The following is a 21,601-nucleotide window of genomic DNA, read 5'->3' on the forward strand; positions in this document are numbered from 1 at the left end:
GGGCTCCGTTCCGCGGCGGCAGACCCCTGGGAGCCTTAAAAACTCCTCAACATGCGGCGAAAGCTCAGTTTTCCCTAAGCTCGGCCATACGCAGCCCATCGATCCAATGCGTTTTTTGATCCGGGTCGCCGTAGATGTAGGATTCCGACAGTTCCACCGTCCAATCAGGATCATTCTTGCTGAACTCTGCCATTATGGTCTTCGCGTCATCAATGTTCCCACGCCGGGCTTCACTCGCGGCCAAAATCAGGAGAACGTCATTGGGCTTTTTGGCGGGGTCGATGCTGTTGATTTCATTGATCGCTTCAGTATAGTTCCCAAGCTGATAGTGCGCGCGGGCCGCAAGCCATTTCAACCACCATGGATAGTCGGGATAAGCAGCTTCTGCCCCGAGGATCAGGTCCATAGCCGCGCCTGGATTGCCGTAGTAGATCAGGGCCTCGGCCTTGTCGGCATCAAGCTCGGCGGTGTTTTTAATCTTCCAGACGGGATCCGTTATACGCGAGCGTGCCGCATCATATTCGTCGAAGCTTCGCTTGAAATCGCCTGCGTTCCACGACACCATCGCGCGGTACCAGAGCCCCCTGAAATCAAGGTGCCAGTCACTGTCGGGATCGTTGCTCAATGCGACTGCTTTATCGGCCAGGTTCGCTGCTTCAGTAATCGAATCATTCGTTCGGAGCTTGGGCGGCCAGTTGTTCTGAAAGGCGCGCAGGTGCACATAGGAACACTCCGCGTAAGCGGGCAAATAGCCTTCGTCTTCCTTGATCGCGAGGCCGTAAAGCCTTGCAGCTTCTATATTTCCTGCAGGCGTTAGTTCCTGCTGACGTGCGTCGTGGCAATATTGTTTAGCGGTTGGCATGATATTCCCCCTTTTGATCGTTACATTGAAAGCTCATGCGCTCGTTTGAACGCCGGCTCGTTTACTCAATTCAATGCTTAACTCATAAGACAGGGTATCAATGGCAGGTGACACCTTGGCGGAACTGTCCGAACGGGGGTGCACTGCCAGTCTGAGATCAGCTCAAGTACAAATTTAAAAGAGCTCTCTCAGCTTCATTCGCCAAGAAAAGACATCCACCGAAGTGGGCAATAATTACAAGTTACGGTGCAATTTTGCCGCTCTGTTTCGAGGAATGTCAACGTTTGTCCGAGGTGTCTATTTGCTTGTCGGGGCTAATTCTCCTTCAATCCCGCTTTACGCAATCCGTCCAGCCAATGCTGACGATCGCTGTCGTTTCGGTAGTAGTATTCGGCCGATTTTTCGATCGACCAATCCGGGTCGATCTTGCTGAATTCGGCCATGATCGCCTTGGCGCCAGCAATGTCGCCGAGTTGGGCTTTGCTTGCAGCGGTGATTAGGCGAACATCGTTTGGCGGCGAGGCAATCTTGTTGATGGCGTCAATGGCCTGCTGGTATTGGCCCGCCATGTATCTGGCTTTGCCCTCGTTCCAAAAGTACCAGAACGGGACCCTTACGTTGCGCTTCTTGGCTTCTTCGATCTGCTCAATGGCCCTCAGCGGTTCTCCACCATAGATAAGCGCCTCCGCCATATCCGCGGCGAGATCCGGATCGTTTGGATTTATCTGTCGCGCGGCCTCATACTCGCTGAAACTCTTATCGAAGTTGCCCTTGTTCCAGGCGACGATGGCAAGATACCAATGACTGTTGGCATTATCACTGAGTGCGAGGGCCTTCTCCGCCAAAGCTTCCGCCTTGTCGAGATTCGCCTTGCCGCCATCGTCGAGGCCGCTCTGATAGGCACGCACATAGACATAGGATAGTTCCGCATAGGGCGCCGAATAGTTCGGGTCCAGTTCGATGGCCTTCTCAAAGAGTTGACGTGCTTCCTCATTGCCTTCCGCCGTGACTTTGGTCGGGTCGGCCCATATCTGCTTGCCTTTGAGGTAGTAGTCGTAGGCATCCATGTTTGCCGGAGGCTTCAGGCGGGTGCGGCGCTCCTCGGCGTCCGTCACTTTGACCGCAAGCGTCGTCACTATATTTTTTGTAATGCCTTCCTGCACCGCAAAAGTGTCTCCGAGCGGCTGATCGTAGCGGTCGGCCCACACGTGATAACCGGTTTCGGCATCGATAAGCTGGGCATTGATGCGGAGCCGCTCGGCCGTCTTTTGAACGGTGCCCTCAAGGACGTAGCGCACACCCAGAGCCTTCCCGATATCCTGTATCTTGGCAGGCTTGTTCTTGAAGGTCGACGACGAATTGTATGCGGCGACGAGAAGGCCGGAAAACTTGGAAAGATCGCTGGTAATGTCATTGGTGACGCCATCGCTATAATATTCCTGCGAGGGGTCGCCGCTTATATTGTCCAGCGGCAACACTGCGATCGAAGGCTGCGAGGAAGCCACGATTTGCGCCCCGGTAGTCTGATTGCCTGAAACGCCCGGTACGTACTTCCACCAGATTGGCAGCGCGATGACGGCAAGCAAGGCTGTCGTTGCCGCCGCCAGTCCCCACATAGGCAGGCGTTTGCGGGAGCGCTTTGAATGGATGCTCTTGACAGAGTAGGCATGGACCGGCAGCGGGATATTTTTCAGTCTCTTTGTGCCGAGATCTTGAAATCCGACATCCGGAAGGTGCTTCACCTGTTCATAGAGGCTCCCCGAAACGCAAATTCCGCCCGGCTCGGACAAGCCTTCGAGGCGGGCAGCAACGTTTACGGCTTCCCCGAGAAGATTGTCCTGTTCGACAACAGCATCGCCAAGGTTGAGGCCGACGCGAAACAGCATGCGCCAATCTTCGGAGAGTTTTTCATCCAGGTGCGCTATCTGGCTCTGGATTTCGATGGCGCACCGCATTGCTTCAACAGGGCTTGGAAATTCCGCGACGACGCTATCGCCGGCGCCGCCAAATACGCGGCCGTTATGGGCCCGAACCCGCTCGTCGATGATTGTCGCACATTCCTTGAAGAGCTTGAGGGCCGCATCTTCATCCTTGCCGACGAGACGACTGTACCCGACGGCGTCAGCGGCCAGTATCGTGACAAGCCTGCGCTGCATCTTTGCTTCCCCCAGCACTCCCATCATACCATGAGTAGGGTAGGCACAGGAAGGATGGCCAAAGGCATTAGAACGGCGCTGGAAAGCGCTGAAAATCGCCGGTTTTATAGGGGATTGCGCTGCCCGGATTGGAATGCATGTCTGGTTGAAGCGGAGAGTATGATCTGCTCGATCAACCCCTGATATGACATGCCTTTCATCCGGGCGAGCAGGGGCAAATCCGAATCTCTCGGATGCATGCCTGGAAGCGGATTTGCCTCAAGGAAATGGGCTGTGCCGGCATGGTCGCAGCGTATGTCTATGCGACCTGCATCGCGGCATCCCAGATGTTTCCATGCCGCGAGCGCGAGCCGCGTCGCCTCTGCGCCTGCCGCGTCGTCCACGAGCCTGACAGTGACCCTGTCGTCAAAGTTCTTCTTGTTCTGATATGAGTAGATTTCGGGCTCGGGCCCATCTCTCACCATTATTTCCATGATTCCAAGTACACGAGCCTGTTTGCCGGTTCCGAGGATGCCAACCGTGAATTCGCGGCCTGGCAAATAGACTTCGACCAATACCGGCTGCTTGTGTCGCGCAAGCAGCCTTTCGCACCCCTTTCGAAGCTCTTCCGGATCATGGACCTTTGATGCCGCCGAGATCCCCTTGCTGGTACCTTCCGCGATGGGTTTTATGAACAGAGGATATGGCAATGCAATACGTTCAACATCGCCCGGCGTTTCCACAACGGCGAAATCCGGCGTGGGAATGCCACAGTCGCGAACGACATGTTTCGCAGTGGCTTTGTGCAGCGTTATCGTCAGGGTGAGGGGATCGGAAAAGGCGTAAGGCACGCCATAGGAGTCCAACAAGGTGGGAGCCAGGGCCTCGCGTCCAAAGCCGTGCATTCCTTCAGCCGAATTGTAGACCAGATCCCATCGATCACCATTTTGGAGCCGCTGTGCGAGCGTCAACGCAGAGCCGATGCGTTCCGTTTTGTGACCAAGCGAGAGTAAAGCCGCTTCAATAGCCTCAATGGTCTCTATACTGTCGAACTCGACAATGTCTTCCTCGTCATATCCGGCGTTCGCGTAGTCATCACGAAGATCGAATGCAATGCCGATTCTCATCGCGTGCCACCATCACCCGGACCCAATTCGGTCGTGCCAAATCTACGCCCGGCAGATGAATGCAGCAATGCTAGTCATCTGGCTACCAGGGTTGTTTTATCAGCCGTGAAGTCGGCGCAGGAGAAGGCTCAGCCTGTCTTCGGGAGCGCTTGCCATGAGATCGGCTGCCGGATGGGTCGAGGGACGTTCCTTGCCGCTAAGGCGTGCCTCGCTCGGTGTGTACCCGAACTCACGCTTGAAGGCGCGGCTGAATTCAGCTCCGTCACTGAAGCAGCGTTGCTCGGCTATCTCTATGATGCGCCGGCCATCGTTCGGATCGGCGAGCGCGGCATGTGCATCGAGAAGCCGCCGATGCTGGACATAGTGCATCACGCCGCCAAAGGGTTCGAACATCCGGTAAAGGCCGGTGCGCGAGATGGCGAGCTCGCGCCTCAGGGCTTCAGCATTGAACGTCGGATCAAACAGTCGCGACTGAATGATGCCCCGTGCGCGTTCGAGCAACACGCGCACGACAGTCCCCTGCGCCTCTTCGACATGGTCGCTTGATGGCAAGACGCATGCGCGGATCATGGCTCGCGTGGCGGCGACAAGTTCGGGCAGGTTTGCTGCGTCGATGATGGGCAACCGCTTCGCGAGACCAATGAAATAATCCGACAGGAGCCGCCCCATCGCGGTATCAATCGCCGAAAACTCTGCTCCCCTCAAGGCATGGGCAACCTCGCTGCAAAAATCGCGCGGGATAAACAGGATCAACATTTCGCCGGCAGCCATATGGCATTCAAACGGGGTTCCGAGTGCGTGAACCTGGATGACGCCAGCGCCGCCGCCAAAGACGCGGGATGTGCAGGCGGTGTTGATCCTGCCGTCGAGGGGCAGCGTCATGGCCCAGTGGTCGATCGGAGTTTTGGGCGTGTCGGCACTCACAAGACGCAAGGGTTCAGTATTGATACGAGCAAATACAAGAGATCCGAAATCCCATATCAACTGCCGGCCATTGAAGCCGGATGCGCGGTCATCGGGCTCGTCGATGGCGAATATGGATGAGAAACTCCTGCGCCAGGCCTCGAACCTGAGTTCTACCGGAACATCGCGCGTGTCGAATTCGAAGGTCGGGATGCCGCTGCGGTCGGGTAGGCCGAAGTCGGTGAGTGGCGATTGCGACAGGCCGGCAATCATATTGGCGGATACGGTTTCCGCCAGCGCATGGGGATTTAGGGCATTTTCGTATCCCATTGCGTCATTCCCCTCTCCACGCAGTGCCCTGGGCAATTCTTCCGCTCGTTGGTACTGGAATTGTCAGCGTCAGAGCGGGTCGGGTAAAGACGGGTTGGAAAATTCGATACAGCGCCGTGCCAAATTGCAACGTCTGCCACCGCGACTAATGGAATGACTTTCCAGCAGTTTCAGGAATGCGAAGGACCACCAGCAGGCTGACGAGTGACGCGGATACCACGTAGAGCGCAGGGGCGTACGGACTCCCCGTCACGTTGATCAGCCAGTCGGCAATAAAGGGCGCAAAGCCTCCAAACAGGGCGGCCGCGAAGGCGTAGGATGTCGCCGCCAGCCTCGCGCGATTTTGTGTTGGAAAGAGTTCGGCCATGAGCGCCGGGGCGGGGCCCGAATAAAGAGCAATGGCCAGTCCGAAGACAATCTGTACGGGGACAATGACCGCGAAGCTTTTCGTCGTAAGGATCAGCCAGAGCGCCGGAAGGGTCATCAATGCAATTGTCGAACATGACATGATGAGGAACGGCCGCCTTCCGTGCCGGTCCGACAATAGCCCGACAATTGGAACGAGGATGACGATCGTCAGCAGGCATATGGTGTTTGACCACGCGGCCAAAGCCGGAGCGATACCGGCCTGCACCCGCGCATACGTCGGAAGATAGACGAGGAACATATAGAAACAGACCGTCCAGTGAATGGTAAGGCCGAATGCAAGCAGGCCGCGCACAAGGTCCGATCTTGGGATTGGAGCACTGCTTTTTTCCGGACGTGTGCGTTGCAGTTGCCGGTAAGCGGGCGTCTCATCGACGCTGGCCCGCATCCACCGGCCGATCAGCCCGAGCAATCCCCCAATCAGAAAGGGTATACGCCATCCCCAGGCCGCCATGTCTTCAGGTTGCAGGAATGAAATAAGGATGGCGGCAATTCCGCTGGCAAGAAGGCTGCCGAGCGCCACTGTCATTGAAAGAAAGCTGCTGAAAAAACCGCGTCTTCCGGGCGGTGACCACTCCGAAAGAAAGGAAATCGCAACACCAAGTTCTCCGCCGGCCGAAAAGCCCTGCAGAAGACGCGCCAGCAGCAACAGAAGCGGAGCCGTCATACCGATCATCGCGTAGGTCGGCAGGAACGCGATCATCAAGGTGCCGGCCGTCATGGTGACGATGGTCAAAAGAAATGCGGGTTTTCGACCGTAGGTATCGCCGACCCAACCGGTCACGATCGCCCCCAAAGGTCGTAACACGAAACCGACGCCAAAGACCGCGAACGTCTCCAGCAACGCGGTATCACCGTTGTCAGCGCGGAAGAAAGCCCGTGCAATATAAGTCGCGAGGATGCCGTATGTCACAAAATCGAACCACTCGAGCGTATTGCCGAAAAAGGTTGCAACGAGCGCGCTCATTCGAGCGCGGTCGATTGAAGTACCGGGTTCCGCTGTGGGTTCGTCCGCCTCAGTTGCCATGCCGGGCATCGATCCCGATTGCGGATGCATGGGAACCGGCAATCGGCCTTTCACCCTCATCCTTGACGGCCGACGGCGCATGGCCGAAGTGCTCGCTGAAGGCGCGCGAAAAGCTCGCATAGCCGCCATACCCGACACGGCGTGCGATCTCGCTGATCGACAGATTGCTGTTGCGCAGAAAATTCTGCGCCTCCTCCATGCGCAGGTTGAGTGAGAAGGCGTGCGGCGTTACTCCGAAATTTTCCAGAAAACCGCTCACGAGCGCATTGCGATTCACGCCCACACGGATAGCGAGTTGCTCCAGTGTCGGTGGCCGGTGCAACTCGCGTCTGTAAATCGCTGCCGCGGCTTCGATAGCGTGAAACACGCTTGGTGCCTGCGCGATGCGTGACCTTGAGGGAAGCATGCTGTTGAGTTGGTAGACGATGTCGCAGATGATTTCCGTGGTCTTGTTGATGAAATAGATACTTCGCAACGGCTCCTGATATTTGCACGAGAGGATTTGCTCCGCGGATATGCGAACCGAACTCACCGCCGGAATTTTCATGGCCTGGACCATGCCCACATCCGACGCAAAGATGGGCCGGTAGGCAACCGGGATCCGATCCAGGTTGACGCCGAAATGCTCTAGCAAATGGGACCGCTCCACGGCAATCAGGATGCCTCGCAGCCTTTCGCCGGCACGCGCTTCGCTCACCGATCGCGGAAAGTTGGTGATCTGCACCGAGGCCGAATTGACAGTGTCGACATAGTCGCTGGCCAGGCGATTATAGGTACCGGTAAGAATAATCTGGATGCACACCAGATTTTTTCGCGATGTATCTATCGCGTAAGGCTGCACGACTTGGAAATCCATAACATGCAACACCGTCGAATCGTCTATTCGCCGGTATTGATGATGCCGCGTTGCAAAGATGTCTTCTGTCGGACCCCACGCTTCGCTGCTGCGGATGATGGGCCTGGTGCGCAATTCGGCCTGAATGGCTTTAAAATCCAGTTGTAGCGACTTCCGCATGCGTCCCCTGAGGAAAAGTCTCTGGTCGTTTTCTTATGATCACCTAAACTCAACTAGAAATATCATCTGGTTGTTATTGATACGGCGACACGCAAAGCGATAAATCAAGGATTTTCTGCATGCTCGCTTGAATATGTCGGCCTTTTCAGCCTTCCCGCCCGGTGCAATGGCTACGCGGGGGCTTCATCGTCGATTGGATTTTGCCTGAACAGTTCACCGACCAGCCAACTATCGAGATAAGCGCGCACTTCGACGATCTTGGCATCAGCAAACCGGCACAGCCAGCAATAGCGGTTGTCAAACCGCAGGCCGCTATGGGCCGTCGCCATCGACCGGAGTTCGACCACCGCCCATGCGCCATCAATCAGGACATTCTGAACAGTGAGTTGTACGCCGTCGGGCAGCACCTTCGCCAGCTTTTGAAACGTGCCGGCGACGAAATCCTTCTTGCTGTGATAGTGGCCCGCAAGCGGGTGGGTGCCCTCTACGATCCAATCGACATCATCGGCAACATGCGCGAAGAAATTTGCGCCGTCGCCGTGCTCGAGATGCGCGAAGAGCGCAATGACATCCTGCTTGTTCATGGCGATGTCCCCGTGTTGTCGCCACTATATACGGACAATACTTAAACGCGAAGATGTGAGCTTCCACGCCTCGCAGCAAGGCGCAGCCATGGCGGCAGATGGAAGACGCTCATAAGCAGATACATAATAGCCATATCATTGAGCGGGGACATGCTTTGAACGGAGCCGCACATATCCGCCGTGCCACTTGCCGTCAGCACCGCCATCAAAACAAAGGCAGGCGTCGCTGCGTAGCTCAGTCCGTCCGCAATACGCAGCAGCAGATTAAGCTTCGGCGAGCGTGCAGTGACCTTGGATGCAGTCATTCTCCTTCTCCTGCTTTTATCGTAGCATCGCCATTGCGAGCGGGTGCCGGTGATGGGCAGACTAGGATGGCGGTGGAAATGCCGAGAGTTACAAGTTTGACGGGATCTGCATGGACTCGATGATTACCGCCGCCGCACGGCTGCTCGCGACCGGAGATCTCCTCGGCGCATTGAAGCGGGTCGCGCTTCGTGACGACGCACCGGCACTGGCGCTACGCGGCATCGCAATGGCGCAGCTCGGTGATTTTGCTCGCGCCAGAGCGCTGTTAAAGTCTGCCGCGCGCGCATTCGGGCCGCGCGAAGCCGTCGCCAGGGCGCGCTGCATCGTCGCCGAGGCGGAGATTGCACTCGTCTCTCGGGACCTTGCCGGACCCATCAAGACATTGGCCAGCGCCCGGGCCGTGCTCGAGGCGCATGGAGACCGATTGAATGCCGCGCATGCTCGCCACGTGGAAGCTCGGCGGCTGGTTTTGATCGGTCATGTCGATCAAGCGGAGCAATTGCTCGGCGATCGCGATGCGACGAGGCTTCCCCCGCCCTTGCGCGCCGCCTACGAGTTGGTGATTGCCGGAATTGCCATCCGGCGCTTGCAGACCAAAGCTGCTCGCGTCGCCCTGCAGCGCGCGGCCGATGCGGCAATGCAGGCCCGTATCCCGGCACTTGTCGCAGAAGTTGAAAGCGTCTCGCGCGTGATGGTGATGCCCGCCGCGCGCCTCATCGCGCGCAGCCATGAGCGGCTTGTCCGGCTCGAAGATGTCGAGGCGCTTTACGCGTCGGACACTCTCGTCGTCGATGCTTGCCGCTACGAGATACGCGATTCAAGCGCCCGCGTTTCGCTGGCCAGCCGACCGGTGTTGTTCGCACTCGCCCGCGCCCTCTGCGAGAACTGGCCAGGCGATGCGTCGCGACGTGACCTGATTGCCAGCGCCTTTGGGGGCAAGGAGGCCGATGAATCGCACCGTGCTCGCCTGCGCGTCGAGATCGGCCGGCTCCGCAGCGAGCTTCACGCAATTGCGGATATAAAAGCGACCGGCGAAGGCTTTGCACTGCATCCGCTGCGTGCTCAAGCCGCGGTCATCCTCGCTCCGCCTGTCGAAGAGCAATATGGCTCGCTGCTCGCCTTGCTTGCCGACGGCGAAGCATGGTCGAGTTCCGCCCTGGCAATTGCTCTTGGAACTGGCCCTCGCACCGTTCAGAGGGCGCTCGAAGCCTTGGCGACTGCCGGCAAAGTACAGGCCTTCGGTCGCGGGCCGGCGCGCAGATGGATGATCCCGTCCATACCGGGATTTCCGTCAACTTTGTTACTCCCCGGTCCATTGATGAACGGCTAGGATATAGCGATGAAACACTCCCAAGCTGAAATTCTCCGCGAGTATGGACCGTTTCCCGGCGTGGAACGCGTCCATGGCGTCACCTATGACGGTCAACACGTGTGGTTTGCATCTGGCGAGAGGATCAATGCTCTCGACCCCGCTGCCGGAAAGGTCGTGCGGTCGATCGATGTCCCCGCGGATGCCGGAACAGCCTTCGACGGTAAATATATCTATCAAATCGCCGAAAATCGCATCCAGAAGATAGATCCAGAGACGGGTGAAGTCGTCGCGACGATCCCGGCGCCAGGCAATGGCGGCGATTCCGGCTTGGCCTGGGCCGAGGATACGCTGTGGGTCGGGCAGCATCGCGGCCGGAAAATCTACCAGATCGACCCCGAAAGCGGTGCAATCCTGCGGACGATCGAGTCCAACCGCTTCGTCACGGGTGTTACCTGGGTGGACGGTGAGCTTTGGCACGGCACCTGGGAAGGCGACCATAGCGATGTCCGGCGCATCGATCCGAAGACGGGAGAAGTCCTGCAACGCATCGACATGCCGGAGGGCTCGGGCGTGTCAGGCCTCGAGTCCGATGGGAAAGACCGGTTTTTCTGCGGCGATGGCAGTGAAAGCAAGGTGAGAGCCATCCGCAAGCCGAAATAAGCAAGTTATCGTCGACCCGTTTCGTGCACCTGCGCGCGAATTTCTGACTCCCACTTGCCAAGCTTGCTGCACTGCAGCATAGTTCAACCTAAAGAGCCGGATTTTGCTCGCTTGAGTTGCAACGGCATGCTGCCCTTGCAGCGTTTTGGCTTCGCAAGTTTCTGGCGGGGTAGGGTCCATGGGCGCGGCGAGTGACGACAGGTCTGAAGCTTCCAACGCTAAATCGCGAAACCCTCTGCCAATCGACCTCGCCCTGCAAGGCGGCGGGGCCCACGGCGCCTTCACATGGGGCGTCATCGAGCGATTGCTCGACGAGCCATGGCTGACGATCGAAAGCGTGACAGGAACGTCGGCCGGAGCAATGAACGCCGCTGCGCTCGTGTCAGGCTACGCCTTGAATGGTGCTGAAGGCGCAAAGACCGCGCTGGAAGTGTTTTGGCGCCGCGTCAGCGATGCAGCAAAATACAGTCCGATCCAGCGGACGCCGTTAGACAAGATGGTCGGCAACTGGTCTCTCGATAATTCGCCAGGCTATCTGTTCTACGATATCTTCAGCCGGCTGTTCTCGCCCTATCAAACCAATCCGGCCAACCTCAATCCTCTTCGCGACGTTCTTGAGGAATGTATTGATTTCGATCGGCTGAAGCAGTCTGAAATCAAGATCTTCGTGAATGCGACCAATGTGCGGACTGGTCTGCCCCGCGTGTTCCGCAATGCCGAAATGCATGTCGATGTCCTTTTGGCCTCGGCCTGTCTACCCCTCATTCATCAGGCCGTCGAGATCGATGGCGATCCATATTGGGATGGCGGATTTTCCGGCAATCCATTGCTGACGCCGATCATTCGGGAGAGCAAGGCGCGCGACACGGTGCTCATCCAGATCAATCCTATCGAGCGGCCGGGCGTGCCAAAGACGGCCCCTGACATTCTCAACCGGCTCAACGAAATCTCCTTCAATTCCAGCCTCAAGAAGGAGCTTCGCGGCCTTGCAATGTTTCAGCGCCTCATCGCAGAGGAGGGCGGGCTCGAACACGCGGAGTGGGTCGAACAATGGGCCGACATGCGCATCCATCGCATTACAAGCCCGAAGATGGTCGAACTCGGCGTGTCCTCAAAGCTCAATGCGGAGTGGGAATTCCTGACGATGCTGCGGCTCGAAGGTCACGCCTGCGCCGAAGCATTCCTCAAGGATCATGGCACTGATCTCGGCGTTCGATCTTCCTTCGATATCGACAGCCTTCTTGATACCATCCTCGAACAGGTGTGACGTCCGATGGGCATTCTTGGCATCCTGATCGCGCTCGGTCTGCTCATCTGGCTTGCTTATCGCGGCTGGAGCATCTTGCTCCTTGCTCCCCTTTGCGCGCTTCTGGCGGCCTTGCTTGCCGGCGAACCGCTGCTTGCAAACTGGACGCAGACATTCATGAGCAACGCCGCCCAGTTCGTTGCACAGTTCTTTCCCATCTTTTTGCTCGGCGCCCTTTTCGGCAAGCTTATGGAATCAAGCGGCTCGGTCGAAGCGATTGCCGCCTATATGACCGAGAAACTGGGCACGCAGCGGGCAATCCTTGCGATTGTTCTCGCAGGAGCCTTCATCACCTATGGCGGTGTCAGCCTGTTTGTCGCCTTCTTCGTGCTGGCGCCCATGGGACACGCCTTGTTCAAGGCGGCCAATATACCGCATCGGCTGATGCCGGCCGCGATCGCGCTCGGTACCTCCACCTTCACGATGTCGGCCATGCCGGGAACCCCCGCAATCCAGAACGCAATTCCCATGCCCTTTTTTGGCACCAACCCCTTTGCCGCACCGGGACTGGGGCTGATTGCTTCGGCCATCATGCTGGCATTCGGCATGTGGTGGCTCAGCCGGGCCGAAGCCAAAGCCAGGCTGAAAGGGGAGGGCTACAATTACGCCGGCTCCATTAACCCCAACGATGCTGCCGAGAATGAACTTGTTCGCGAGCGAGCAACCACCGCCCGGGAGTTCGATCCCGGCGAGATCAAGCGCGGTGGCCATACGAGCAGCCTGCCGTCGTTCCGGCTGGCTGCCCTGCCGCTGGTGGTGGTGGTCCTGACCAATTTGATCATGTCCTTCGTGGTCCTCCCGAGGATGGACGTGTCATTCCTGCAGGACGCCCGATGGGGAAACACATCGCTTGCCGCAGTTGGCGGCGTATGGTCCGTGATCGTGGCGCTGGCGACGGCCATCCTTGTCCTGATCGCGACCAGCCACAGGCGCTTGCCGAGCTTGCGCGCTACGATGGATGCCGGTGCCAATGCTTCGGTGCTGCCGATCCTCAGCGTTGCCAGCCTCGTCGGGTTCGGCGCCGTCGTAGCCGGGCTGCCGGCATTCGAAGTCGTCAAGAACTGGGTGCTCGGCATCGAAGGCGGTCCGCTGGTGTCGCTGGCGCTCGCGACCAATATCCTCGCCGCTCTGACCGGGTCCGCGTCGGGCGGATTGACGATAGCACTCGATGCGCTCGGACCCGCCTATATGACGATCGCCAAGGAGATCGGCCTCGATCCGGGTCTGATGCATCGCGTCGCGGTCATCGGCGCAGGTACGCTCGACAGTCTGCCGCACAATGGTGCCGTCGTGACGTTGCTCGCGGTATGCGGTTCGACGCACAAGGAGAGCTACGTCGATATCGTCATGGCGGCAATTGTCGGCGCGCTCATCGCCCTAGTTGCCGTTATCGGACTTGGAACGGTTCTCGGGTCGTTCTAGCCCGGTTATTCGACAGGCATGTCCGGTCCGGGGTCGCCCCCGGCCGCTGCGATGGCAAGCCGGTCCAGATAATGATTCCAGCCCTTTTCGTGGCTCGCTCTTTCCTTTTCGTCCGGCAGGCCGCCATGGGTGAAACGCACCAAAGTGCCGCCTTCCTTTTCGATAAGGTCGATCTCGATAAGACCGGACTCAGGCGGCACGGTCTCGCTTCCCTCCCAGCCAAAGCTGTATGCGAGGCGATGCACGGGGATAACTTCCGTAAAATGGCCACGGGCCGTATGCGCGTCATCCATGCTGACGAGATAGATGCCGCCTGGCTGCGGGTCCACCGTCGCCTTGGTGCCCATCCAGCGCAGGATCTTGTCCGGATCGGTAAAAAAGGCGAATACTGTTGCCTGCGGCGCTGCTATCTCGATTTCCCGTTGAAGCGTCTCGCTCATCGTCGGCTTCCCTCAATGGCACATTTCATTCAACCTTGAGTGGTAATTTAAGCCAATCGCGGCCCGAGACAAGGATCAAATCCCATGACAGGGGCGCAATGCCGTTCCATAGTGACACGCATGGGAATGCCATCTTCACTTTCCTTCCTGATCGACAACGCAATTCAGTTCCAGGATGGTGCTGCCTTGCTGAAGGAACTCGCCGCACAGATTGCTGCCGACAATATATCGCTGGCCGGCGGTACGCTTACGCTATCGGCACCGCACCCGATCATCAAACAACGCACCTTCCTGTGGCGCGCCGACGCGGGGGAGGTCATCGAGGCGCTCGGCCTGGCTGGCCCAGCCGACCCTGACCCGGCCGAACTCGCGCGCAACTGGCTGACGGGTATCGGCACGCATGTGCAGGTGGATTTTACTGGCGGCTCCACTGACGCTGCGATACTGGGCTGGGCGGCCAAGCAGCCGTTCAGCGCGGCCGAGTCGGCGTTGCTCCGGGAAGTGGCGCGCTTTGCCGCTACGCCTCTGGCACTACTGGCAACGCGTTCGACCCTTGCCGTGTTGCTGACAGCATATCTTGGCAAGCGCAGCGCTGCGCGGGTCTTGGCCGGCCGCTCGCGACGGGAACGCGGCGAAACGATCCGGGCGGTGCTGCTTTATGCCGATCTGCGCGGCTTCACCGAGCTGTCAGAGGCCTCGGAACCCAAGGATGTGATTGCCGCCCTCGACGCCTGGTTCGATCGCATTGCCGGGGCCGTCCACGCCTTTGACGGCGAGGTTCTGAAGTTCATCGGCGACGGTGTCCTTGCTGTCTTTCCTATCGGAACGCGAAACGCTGCTGCCTCCTGCGACGCGGCGCTGCGTGCCGTCGTCGCCGCACGTGCGGGCATGGACCATCTGAACCGATCCCGCAGCGCCAAAGGATTGCAGCCCTTGTCCTTCGGCACCGCGCTGCATCTCGGCGAGATGCTTTGGGGAAATATCGGGACCGCCGACCGGCTTGATTTCACCGCGATCGGCTCCGCCGTAAATCTTGTGAGCCGCCTGGAGGGCCTGTGCCGTCCGCTCGGCCATAAGGTATTGTTGTCAGGGGCGTTCGAGGCGGAAACGACAAGGCCGCTCGTGCCGCTTGGGGATCACAAATTGCGCGGCATTGCCATGCCGTGCCCGGTGTTTGCCCTGCCGGAGTGACCAGGCCTTACCCCAGCCGTTGCAGTCATTTTTCGCCGTGGAACAAAATTGAATCGAGGAGCGTTTTATTGACGTATTTGAACCAGGCAATTTTTCCATGCCATTTTTGAGGAATTGAAATTGATGAAGAAGCTCTATTTCGCAACCGCTCTTCTCTCGCTTCTTGCTCCTGCTGCATATGCCCAAGCCGCCGATCCGGTCATCGACGCTTGTAAATCCACGGGTTTGATCGCTCTCCAGCAGAAATCTCCGGATATCACAGATCTCACAATCGATCTCGAGAGTGTCGCAGTATCGGCCACGACGGCGAAAATTGAAGACGTGCCGCTCAAGACGGTTGTTCTTGGAGAATCCTACGTCGTCCGCGGCACAAAATCCGGCAAGCCCGATCGATTCGTTTGCCTGGTGGGTGACAAGGGCAAGGTTCTTTTGACTTTCTTCACGTCCAAATAGTGTGCGATTTTCTTCGCTAGGTAAATTGCGGGTAGCCCGTTTTTGACGGGCTACCAAGCACTTTCACATGAATGACACAAAACTGAAATCTAGTTGTCATTTAACCCATATAACGAGTGTTCATCGTTCATATGAACATTCGGATACGCATAATGAATATATCTGCAAGGCAACAGGACATCGTCGAACTTATTCGCCAACGCGGTTTTTTATCAGTCCAAACCCTTGCCGATCATTTCATGGTCACGCCGCAAACGATCCGGCGCAATATCAACGAGCTTTGTGATGCCAATCTCCTGCGCAGAAGGCACGGGGGCGCGGAATACATCGACGCGCCGTCGATCAATCTTTCCTATGATTCACGCCGGATAAGCTATCCCGAAGAAAAAAAGCGATCAGTATTTGCGTCGCAAACATGATCCCGAGCCGCTCCTCCGTATCATTCGGTATCGGAACGACGCCGGAATTCGTGGCGCGGGCGATGCTCAACCACGAAGACCTGACTGTCATCACCAACAACGTCAATGTGGCGGTGACGCTGAGTGCAAACCCCTCGAACCGCATCATCATGCCGGGCGGCGTGATGCGCCTGCCTGACCTCGATTTTCTGGGACCGCATGTCGAGGAGATGTATCGCAACTACCGCGTGGACTTCGCGGTCTTTGGCGTCGGCGGCATCGATCCCGATGGCACTTTTGTGGATTTCGACCGTCCCGAGGTTTTGGTCCGTGCTGCGATGCTCCAGAACTGCCGGACGTCCATTCTGGTCGCGGATACAAGCAAGTTTGGCCGTCTGGCGCCGGCGCGCGGAGGGTCTCTCGCCGACCCCGACATGATCGTACTCAACGCATTGCCGGACGTCGCCGTTACTCCGCTCCTTGCTGACAGCACCATTGCGGCAAAGCTGCGCCTGGCGAACGAAGATTCAAAATGACCGGACAACCCTTCGTTCGCCTCAAGAATATTACCCGCAGGTTCGATGGAGGCGGCGGGGTCAACAGCCTTTCGATCGATATCCCCGAAGGTGGATTCACGGTCCTGCTCGGCCCGTCCGGCTGTGGAAAGTCGACGACGCTTCGACTGATAGCCGGGCTTGAGCCGCCGGACAGCGGCCGTATCGAAATCGGCGGGCGCGATGTTACGGCTCTGGGTCCCTCGGAGCGCGGACTGACGATGGTATTTCAATCTTATGCTCTCTTTCCCCATCTCAATGTCGCCGAGAACATCGTATTCGGGTTGCGCGTGCGGGGCATGGCCAAGAAGGAACGAGAAGCGCGCCTTGCCGAAGCCCTCGACCTAACCGGTCTCAACGGCTACGCCGACCGGAAGGCCGCCCAGTTATCTGGCGGGCAGCGGCAACGCGTTGCCCTCGCGCGGGCTATCGTCGCCCGCCAGCCACTTTGCCTGATGGACGAGCCGCTCTCCAATCTCGACGCCAAGCTCCGGCACTCCGTACGCCAGGAGATACGCTCCCTGCAGCGCCGGCTCGGCATGACGCTGGTTTACGTAACCCATGACCAGACGGAAGCCATGGGCATGGCCGACCAGATCGTGCTCCTCAATCAGGGACGTGTCGAACATATGGGACCGCCCGCCGAGCTCTACGAGCGGCCGGCAAGCGCCTTCACCGCGAGCTTCATCGGCAGTCCGGCGATGACGCTACTCCCGGCCGATATTCTGCCTTTCAACCTGCAGGCGGCGGGAATCTTGCCCGCCGGCCTCAACGCAAAATCTCTTCAGCTTGGCGTCAGGGCCGAAGATTTCATTCTTTTACCCGAGGGCAGCGGCCGACTCCCTGCCACGGTTGTCTTCAGCGAGTTTCTTGGCGCCGAAACCTATGTCTATCTTGCTGTCGACGGCGCCGAGCAAGTGATAGCGCGGTTGCCAGGTCGAAACGAAAAGGCTCCGGGAACTCGCCTTTCGCTCAACTGGTCGCCTGCCTCCGCCAATTGGTTTGACCGCGAAAGCGGCCGATGCCTGCCAAATACACTCCAATTGGTCAGTCAGCCGTAAAAACGCTGCCCCCAACATCCTTGACTGCTTTCAATTAATCATTCAAAGAGGAAACTTTTCATGAGACATTTCACAACTGCTGCCCTTCTTTCGGCGACATTGTTGACGGCCACCGCCATGCCGGCCTTTTCGCAGACTGAACTGACCATGTATTACCCGATCGCCGTCGGTGGCCCGCTCACCAAGGTTGTCGACGGAATGATCGAAGGTTTCCAGAAGGAAAATCCGGAGATCAAGGTCAACGCCGTCTATTCCGGCAATTATGACGATACGCGCGTTCGCGCGCTCTCCGCCATTCAGAGTGGCCAGCCGGCGCAACTTTCGGTGCTTTTCTCGATCGACGCCTACGATCTGATCGAACAGGACCTGATCGTACCGTTCGAAGACATCGTCAAGACGGACGACGAAAAGAAATGGCTGAACAGTTTCTATCCGGCATTGATGGCCAATGGCCGCGTCGAAGGCAAGACATGGGGCATCCCGTTCCAGCGTTCGACGATCGTCATGTTCTACAACAAGAACATGTTTCGCCAGGCTGGCCTCGACCCCGAGAAGGCGCCGAAGACCTGGGACGAAATGGTGATGGCGGCCAAGGCCCTGACCAAGGACGGGCATTACGGCCTAATGGTCCCGAGCACCGGCTATCCTTACTGGATGCTGCAGTGCTTCGCCATCGAGAACGGCAAGGAACTGATGAGCAAGGATGGCACGAAGGTCAGTTTCGATGATCCTGCCGTCGTCGAAGCGCTCGAATTCTGGCGTTCATTCTCGACCGAGAAGAAAATCTCGCCGGAAGGTCTCATCGAATGGGGCACACTGCGTCAGGCGTTCGTCCAGGGCCAGACCGCTATGATGTGGCATACGACGGGCAACCTTGCCGCTGTCAAGAAAGAGGCGAAATTCGATTTCGGCGTTGCCGAGCTCCCGGCCAACAAGCAGCCCGGCTCGCCAACCGGTGGCGGCAACTTCTACCTGTTCAAGAAGGCTTCCGAGGAAGAACGCGCCGCTTCGCTCAAGTTGATCCGCTATCTGACCGCGCCGGAGCGCGCCGCGCAGTGGTCGATCGAGACCGGCTATGTCGGCGTCAGCCCAGCCGCCTACGAGACGGAAAAGCTTAAGGCCTATGGTAAGGAGTTTCCGCAAGCCCTGGTCGCCCGTGACCAGCTCAAGGTTGCAATTCCGGAGTTCTCCACCTGGAAAACAGCCCGCGTTCGCGAAGCCTTGAACAATGCCGTCCAGGCTGCCCTGACCGGCACGCAAAGCTCAGCCGATGCGCTGAAGGCCGCACAGGCGACCGCCGACGACCTGCTCAAGCCTTATCAGAAGTAACGCATGCCAGGCTGGAACGGAGGAGTTCCTCCGTTCCAGCAATTTCAGACACTACTCGAGAGCAGTCGCATGGATCAAATAGCCGTCTATCAAAAACGCAGGCAATCACTCTATGGATGGATGCTGGCGGCTCCCGCTCTGATCCTGCTCACGATCTTCGCATTCATTCCGACGATCACCACAGTGTGGTCGAGTTTCTTCTCGTCGGAAACGGCGAGGCTTCCGGCGGCGTTCACCGGCCTCGGAAACTATTCCGACCTGATCAATGACCCCGCCTTCTGGACCGTCGTTCGTAACAATGCGGTCTATGCCGGGGTTACAATTCCCTTTTCGATTGCGATCGCCCTTGCCATGGCTCTCTGGGCCAATGCCAGCATTCCGCTGCGCGGTATCGTGCGCGGTGCCTATTTCACCCCGACGATGCTGCCGATGATAGCCGCCGCGAATATCTGGCTCTTCTTCTATACGCCGGGCCTTGGCGTGATTGACAGCATCACGAGCCTCTTCGGCATTGCACCGACGAACTGGCTGGGCCAGCCGGGCACGGCGCTGTGGGCGGTGATCGTCGTCACGATCTGGAAAGAAGCCGGCTTCTTCATGATCTTCTATCTCGCCGCCCTGCAGACGATACCTCCCGATCTCAAGGAAGCCGCAGCCATCGAGGGCGCGGGCCGGATCTCCTATGCGAGGCGCGTACTGTTTCCCCTTTTGATGCCGACGACCGCTTTCATCTTCATCAACGCGCTGATCAACTCAGTCAAACTGATCGACCATCTCTTCATTCTCACCAAGGGCGGACCGAACAACGCCACCAAGCTGGTGCTCTACTGGATTTGGGAAATGGCATTTGCCTATTTCGACCGTCCGCACGCAGCCGCCATGACGGCCTTGGTTCTACTCGCGCTTGGAGCAGTGGCGGTCTTTCAATTCCGCGTCCTCGACCGCCGGATACATTACCGATGACCATTGCTGTTCCCACCGCCCGTCGCAGCCTGCGGCTCGACGGTTTCCTTGATGCCGCTGGAGCGTGGCTCCTGGCCCTGATCTGGATCGCGCCGCTGCTTTTTGCGGTTTGGGCGTCGTTGATGCCCTCCGGCCATGCGCTCGATTTCAGCGGCAGCGTCGCGCCGACGCTGGACAATTATCAAAACGCCTGGAATGCCGCGCCCTGGGGGCTCTACTTCCGCAACACGCTGCTCCTGGTCAGCTTCACACTGGTCGGCCAGCTTATCCTCTGTACCCTTGCCGGCTATGCATTCGCACGCTTCGAATTCATTGGACGGGAACTCGTTTTCATGCTCGTCCTCCTGCAGCTTTTCATCCTGCCGGAAGTCCTGATCGTCGAGAACTATGCGATGATTTCGCGCCTGTCCCTCTTCGACACGATTGCAGGCATGGGCTTGCCCTACGTCGCCAGCGCCTTTGGCATCTTCCTTCTGCGCCAGGCGTTCAAATCGGTTCCGGTCGAACTCGAGGAAGCCGCGCGCATCGAAGGCTGCAGCTGGCTTGGCGTGCTCTGGCGGGTATATGTTCCTGCCGCGAAGCCGGTTTACCTCGCCTATGCTCTGGTCTCGGTGGCGACCCACTGGAACAACTTCCTGTGGCCATTGATCGTCACTAATTCCGCCGAAACGCGGCCCGTTACCGTTGGTCTTTCGTTGTTTGGCGCACCAGAGAGCGGCGTTAACATCTCGACGATCAGCGCGGCTACGGTCATGGTCGTCGCTCCGCTGATGATCGCCTTCCTAATCTTTCAGAGACAATTCATCCAGGCATTCCTGCGCGCTGGCATTCGTTAGGCGAGGGCCGGCGCTGCGGCGCTGGCCAACGGCCTGCCGCGCCTCTGTTTCGATCAGCGCTGCCGGTTGAAGGACCGTGCGACGACGATCTCGCCGGTCGTCTTGCGCTCGGTATGATAGGTCCCCCGCAATTTGTTTCTATCTTCATCGAAGTAGAGATCGAGGTAGCACACGCCCTCATGCGGCATGCTGCGGCTGCGAAACTGCGCCTGGGGATCGGTATCGTAGATATACCAGATACGAAACTTGCCAATCTGGTAGAACGGCTTCAGGAAGCATTGCGTCGTTTGCGACTTCGTCTCCCCGGACTTGAACGTAACCGACGTGGAGAAGAATCCCTGCCGTATGGCAATCGCGACTGGAATAGGCGGCACCTGAATTCCAGTCGCCGGATCCGAATAGGTCGAGACCACTTGGCCGGTCCATGTGCCATTGAGATCAGGGAAGGTGTGGCGCTGCAGCGAGGGAAGCCAATGCCAGGCAAGGCTCCAAATCAACTGCACGAGACCAGCAAGGATCGCCGCTGACGCCAGAAATACGAGCGACCAATTTTCAGGGGTCGCGGGCATGTCACCGAACACATATCCATATGCATACTGGGCGAGGTAGAAACTCAGCACCACGCCAGCGAGAACCAGGCCGAACTGATACTTCGTCGGAACAAGCCGCCACATCTACGCATCTCCCAAAGAAAAGGATTGGCAATGGTGCCTCATGGCGCTGTGTCAGATGTCGCCGCTGGACGCTCTTCTTCATAGTCAAGTTTCATCAACAGCCCGGTCATCGATTCCCCCCAAAATCAGCCCCTCACAAACTCTATGGAGGACCGATAAATGACAAGGCCGTTTGTTGCGATCGGGCTTGATATAGAAAACGTCGTTACCAGTCGGTGTATTCGTTAAATTGGCACCGGTGTCGATAACGCGCCGATTTAATGGGTTTCAAGTGGCGTCAACAATGA

The 21,601-nt window shown here is 58.0% G+C and carries 22 protein-coding genes; 12 read left to right on the forward strand and 10 right to left on the reverse strand.

Annotated elements, in window-relative coordinates; translation table 11 throughout:
- Nucleotides 1-64 precede the first annotated feature (64 nt).
- From HQ945_RS19195 to HQ945_RS19230, 8 genes are all read right to left on the reverse strand, one after another.
- Complete coding sequence (locus tag HQ945_RS19195; protein WP_113280968.1) at nucleotides 65-862, reverse strand: tetratricopeptide repeat protein; 798 nt, start codon at nucleotides 860-862, stop codon at nucleotides 65-67.
- A 314-nt stretch (nucleotides 863-1,176) separates the two neighbouring features.
- Entirely contained in the window at nucleotides 1,177-3,018 is a 1,842-nt protein-coding gene (locus HQ945_RS19200; RefSeq protein WP_162737206.1) for an adenylate/guanylate cyclase domain-containing protein, read from the reverse strand.
- Between the two features lie 104 nt (nucleotides 3,019-3,122).
- Nucleotides 3,123-4,124 (reverse strand): D-alanine--D-alanine ligase family protein, encoded by a 1,002-nt coding sequence (locus HQ945_RS19205; RefSeq protein WP_113280967.1) that lies wholly within the window; start codon nucleotides 4,122-4,124, stop codon nucleotides 3,123-3,125.
- A 99-nt stretch (nucleotides 4,125-4,223) separates the two neighbouring features.
- Nucleotides 4,224-5,357 (reverse strand): helix-turn-helix domain-containing protein, encoded by a 1,134-nt coding sequence (locus HQ945_RS19210; protein WP_113280966.1) that lies wholly within the window; start codon nucleotides 5,355-5,357, stop codon nucleotides 4,224-4,226.
- A gap of 145 nt (nucleotides 5,358-5,502) precedes the next feature.
- On the reverse strand, nucleotides 5,503-6,810 hold the full coding sequence (locus HQ945_RS19215; protein WP_246272724.1) for an MFS transporter: 1,308 nt from the start codon (nucleotides 6,808-6,810) through the stop codon (nucleotides 5,503-5,505).
- Entirely contained in the window at nucleotides 6,800-7,666 is an 867-nt protein-coding gene (locus tag HQ945_RS19220) for a helix-turn-helix transcriptional regulator (protein ID WP_174208410.1), read from the reverse strand. The genes HQ945_RS19215 and HQ945_RS19220 overlap by 11 nt, the downstream gene beginning before the upstream one ends.
- 329 nt (nucleotides 7,667-7,995) lie before the next feature.
- On the reverse strand, nucleotides 7,996-8,409 hold the full coding sequence (locus HQ945_RS19225; protein ID WP_113280964.1) for a nuclear transport factor 2 family protein: 414 nt from the start codon (nucleotides 8,407-8,409) through the stop codon (nucleotides 7,996-7,998).
- A 41-nt stretch (nucleotides 8,410-8,450) separates the two neighbouring features.
- A complete protein-coding gene (locus tag HQ945_RS19230) occupies nucleotides 8,451-8,714 on the reverse strand; it encodes a hypothetical protein (RefSeq protein ID WP_162737204.1) in 264 nt (87 codons plus the stop codon).
- A gap of 110 nt (nucleotides 8,715-8,824) precedes the next feature.
- Here HQ945_RS19230 and HQ945_RS19235 point away from each other — a divergent pair, with 110 nt between their 5' ends.
- The 4 genes from HQ945_RS19235 to HQ945_RS19250 all read left to right on the forward strand — a co-directional run bounded on the left by HQ945_RS19235 (nucleotide 8,825) and on the right by HQ945_RS19250 (nucleotide 13,415).
- Entirely contained in the window at nucleotides 8,825-10,045 is a 1,221-nt protein-coding gene (locus HQ945_RS19235) for an ATP-binding protein (protein ID WP_113280963.1), read from the forward strand.
- A 9-nt stretch (nucleotides 10,046-10,054) separates the two neighbouring features.
- Nucleotides 10,055-10,687 (forward strand): Vgb family protein, encoded by a 633-nt coding sequence (locus tag HQ945_RS19240; RefSeq protein WP_113280962.1) that lies wholly within the window; start codon nucleotides 10,055-10,057, stop codon nucleotides 10,685-10,687.
- A gap of 178 nt (nucleotides 10,688-10,865) precedes the next feature.
- On the forward strand, nucleotides 10,866-11,954 hold the full coding sequence (locus tag HQ945_RS19245; RefSeq protein ID WP_113280961.1) for a patatin-like phospholipase family protein: 1,089 nt from the start codon (nucleotides 10,866-10,868) through the stop codon (nucleotides 11,952-11,954).
- A gap of 6 nt (nucleotides 11,955-11,960) precedes the next feature.
- Nucleotides 11,961-13,415, forward strand: coding sequence for a GntP family permease (locus tag HQ945_RS19250; RefSeq protein WP_113280960.1), 1,455 nt, complete (start codon nucleotides 11,961-11,963; stop codon nucleotides 13,413-13,415).
- A gap of 5 nt (nucleotides 13,416-13,420) precedes the next feature.
- Here HQ945_RS19250 and HQ945_RS19255 read toward each other — a convergent pair whose 3' ends face one another.
- On the reverse strand, nucleotides 13,421-13,855 hold the full coding sequence (locus HQ945_RS19255) for an SRPBCC family protein (RefSeq protein ID WP_027232628.1): 435 nt from the start codon (nucleotides 13,853-13,855) through the stop codon (nucleotides 13,421-13,423).
- 120 nt (nucleotides 13,856-13,975) lie between these two features.
- Between HQ945_RS19255 and HQ945_RS19260 the strand changes: the two genes are divergently transcribed.
- The 8 genes from HQ945_RS19260 to HQ945_RS19295 all read left to right on the forward strand — a co-directional run bounded on the left by HQ945_RS19260 (nucleotide 13,976) and on the right by HQ945_RS19295 (nucleotide 20,640).
- The gene (locus HQ945_RS19260) at nucleotides 13,976-15,046 is read left to right on the forward strand and encodes an adenylate/guanylate cyclase domain-containing protein (RefSeq protein WP_113280959.1); all 1,071 of its coding nucleotides are present in this window, start codon (nucleotides 13,976-13,978) and stop codon (nucleotides 15,044-15,046) included.
- 123 nt (nucleotides 15,047-15,169) lie between these two features.
- On the forward strand, nucleotides 15,170-15,499 hold the full coding sequence (locus HQ945_RS19265) for a hypothetical protein (protein WP_113280958.1): 330 nt from the start codon (nucleotides 15,170-15,172) through the stop codon (nucleotides 15,497-15,499).
- A gap of 116 nt (nucleotides 15,500-15,615) precedes the next feature.
- Nucleotides 15,616-15,918 carry a DeoR family transcriptional regulator gene (locus tag HQ945_RS19270; protein WP_174208411.1) on the forward strand — a complete coding sequence of 101 codons (303 nt, stop codon included), beginning with the start codon at nucleotides 15,616-15,618 and terminating at the stop codon, nucleotides 15,916-15,918.
- Nucleotides 15,915-16,433 (forward strand): DeoR/GlpR family DNA-binding transcription regulator, encoded by a 519-nt coding sequence (locus HQ945_RS19275; RefSeq protein WP_174208412.1) that lies wholly within the window; start codon nucleotides 15,915-15,917, stop codon nucleotides 16,431-16,433. Before HQ945_RS19270 ends, HQ945_RS19275 begins: the two co-directional genes overlap by 4 nt.
- On the forward strand, nucleotides 16,430-17,512 hold the full coding sequence (locus HQ945_RS19280) for an ABC transporter ATP-binding protein (RefSeq protein ID WP_036814885.1): 1,083 nt from the start codon (nucleotides 16,430-16,432) through the stop codon (nucleotides 17,510-17,512). The genes HQ945_RS19275 and HQ945_RS19280 overlap by 4 nt, the downstream gene beginning before the upstream one ends.
- 60 nt (nucleotides 17,513-17,572) lie before the next feature.
- Nucleotides 17,573-18,841: an ABC transporter substrate-binding protein gene (locus HQ945_RS19285; RefSeq protein ID WP_113280957.1), complete on the forward strand. Its 1,269-nt coding sequence runs from the start codon at nucleotides 17,573-17,575 to the stop codon at nucleotides 18,839-18,841.
- Nucleotides 18,842-18,910: 69 nt separating this feature from the next.
- Nucleotides 18,911-19,804 carry a carbohydrate ABC transporter permease gene (locus HQ945_RS19290; RefSeq protein WP_113280956.1) on the forward strand — a complete coding sequence of 298 codons (894 nt, stop codon included), beginning with the start codon at nucleotides 18,911-18,913 and terminating at the stop codon, nucleotides 19,802-19,804.
- Complete coding sequence (locus tag HQ945_RS19295; RefSeq protein ID WP_113280955.1) at nucleotides 19,801-20,640, forward strand: carbohydrate ABC transporter permease; 840 nt, start codon at nucleotides 19,801-19,803, stop codon at nucleotides 20,638-20,640. The genes HQ945_RS19290 and HQ945_RS19295 overlap by 4 nt, the downstream gene beginning before the upstream one ends.
- Before the next feature lie 53 nt (nucleotides 20,641-20,693).
- Here HQ945_RS19295 and HQ945_RS19300 read toward each other — a convergent pair whose 3' ends face one another.
- Nucleotides 20,694-21,314, reverse strand: coding sequence for a Cap15 family cyclic dinucleotide receptor domain-containing protein (locus HQ945_RS19300; protein WP_091951598.1), 621 nt, complete (start codon nucleotides 21,312-21,314; stop codon nucleotides 20,694-20,696).
- Nucleotides 21,315-21,601: the final 287 nt, after the last annotated feature.

Origin of the sequence: Phyllobacterium pellucidum (assembly GCF_013327855.1) — a bacterium.
Classification (GTDB): Bacteria; Pseudomonadota; Alphaproteobacteria; order Rhizobiales; family Rhizobiaceae; genus Phyllobacterium; species Phyllobacterium pellucidum.

What these genes read in the sequence shown, in the direction of transcription:
- HQ945_RS19195 (WP_113280968.1), bottom strand. Translation starts at nt 862, where the DNA reads ATGCCAACCGCTAAACAATATTGCCACGACGCACGTCAGCAGGAACTA.
- HQ945_RS19200 (WP_162737206.1), bottom strand. Translation starts at nt 3,018, where the DNA reads ATGCAGCGCAGGCTTGTCACGATACTGGCCGCTGACGCCGTCGGGTAC.
- HQ945_RS19205 (WP_113280967.1), bottom strand. Translation starts at nt 4,124, where the DNA reads ATGAGAATCGGCATTGCATTCGATCTTCGTGATGACTACGCGAACGCC.
- HQ945_RS19210 (WP_113280966.1), bottom strand. Translation starts at nt 5,357, where the DNA reads ATGGGATACGAAAATGCCCTAAATCCCCATGCGCTGGCGGAAACCGTA.
- HQ945_RS19215 (WP_246272724.1), bottom strand. Translation starts at nt 6,810, where the DNA reads ATGGCAACTGAGGCGGACGAACCCACAGCGGAACCCGGTACTTCAATC.
- HQ945_RS19220 (WP_174208410.1), bottom strand. Translation starts at nt 7,666, where the DNA reads ATGGATTTCCAAGTCGTGCAGCCTTACGCGATAGATACATCGCGAAAA.
- HQ945_RS19225 (WP_113280964.1), bottom strand. Translation starts at nt 8,409, where the DNA reads ATGAACAAGCAGGATGTCATTGCGCTCTTCGCGCATCTCGAGCACGGC.
- HQ945_RS19230 (WP_162737204.1), bottom strand. Translation starts at nt 8,714, where the DNA reads ATGACTGCATCCAAGGTCACTGCACGCTCGCCGAAGCTTAATCTGCTG.
- HQ945_RS19235 (WP_113280963.1), top strand. Translation starts at nt 8,825, where the DNA reads ATGGACTCGATGATTACCGCCGCCGCACGGCTGCTCGCGACCGGAGAT.
- HQ945_RS19240 (WP_113280962.1), top strand. Translation starts at nt 10,055, where the DNA reads ATGAAACACTCCCAAGCTGAAATTCTCCGCGAGTATGGACCGTTTCCC.
- HQ945_RS19245 (WP_113280961.1), top strand. Translation starts at nt 10,866, where the DNA reads ATGGGCGCGGCGAGTGACGACAGGTCTGAAGCTTCCAACGCTAAATCG.
- HQ945_RS19250 (WP_113280960.1), top strand. Translation starts at nt 11,961, where the DNA reads ATGGGCATTCTTGGCATCCTGATCGCGCTCGGTCTGCTCATCTGGCTT.
- HQ945_RS19255 (WP_027232628.1), bottom strand. Translation starts at nt 13,855, where the DNA reads ATGAGCGAGACGCTTCAACGGGAAATCGAGATAGCAGCGCCGCAGGCA.
- HQ945_RS19260 (WP_113280959.1), top strand. Translation starts at nt 13,976, where the DNA reads ATGGGAATGCCATCTTCACTTTCCTTCCTGATCGACAACGCAATTCAG.
- HQ945_RS19265 (WP_113280958.1), top strand. Translation starts at nt 15,170, where the DNA reads ATGAAGAAGCTCTATTTCGCAACCGCTCTTCTCTCGCTTCTTGCTCCT.
- HQ945_RS19275 (WP_174208412.1), top strand. Translation starts at nt 15,915, where the DNA reads ATGATCCCGAGCCGCTCCTCCGTATCATTCGGTATCGGAACGACGCCG.
- HQ945_RS19280 (WP_036814885.1), top strand. Translation starts at nt 16,430, where the DNA reads ATGACCGGACAACCCTTCGTTCGCCTCAAGAATATTACCCGCAGGTTC.
- HQ945_RS19285 (WP_113280957.1), top strand. Translation starts at nt 17,573, where the DNA reads ATGAGACATTTCACAACTGCTGCCCTTCTTTCGGCGACATTGTTGACG.
- HQ945_RS19290 (WP_113280956.1), top strand. Translation starts at nt 18,911, where the DNA reads ATGGATCAAATAGCCGTCTATCAAAAACGCAGGCAATCACTCTATGGA.
- HQ945_RS19295 (WP_113280955.1), top strand. Translation starts at nt 19,801, where the DNA reads ATGACCATTGCTGTTCCCACCGCCCGTCGCAGCCTGCGGCTCGACGGT.
- HQ945_RS19300 (WP_091951598.1), bottom strand. Translation starts at nt 21,314, where the DNA reads ATGTGGCGGCTTGTTCCGACGAAGTATCAGTTCGGCCTGGTTCTCGCT.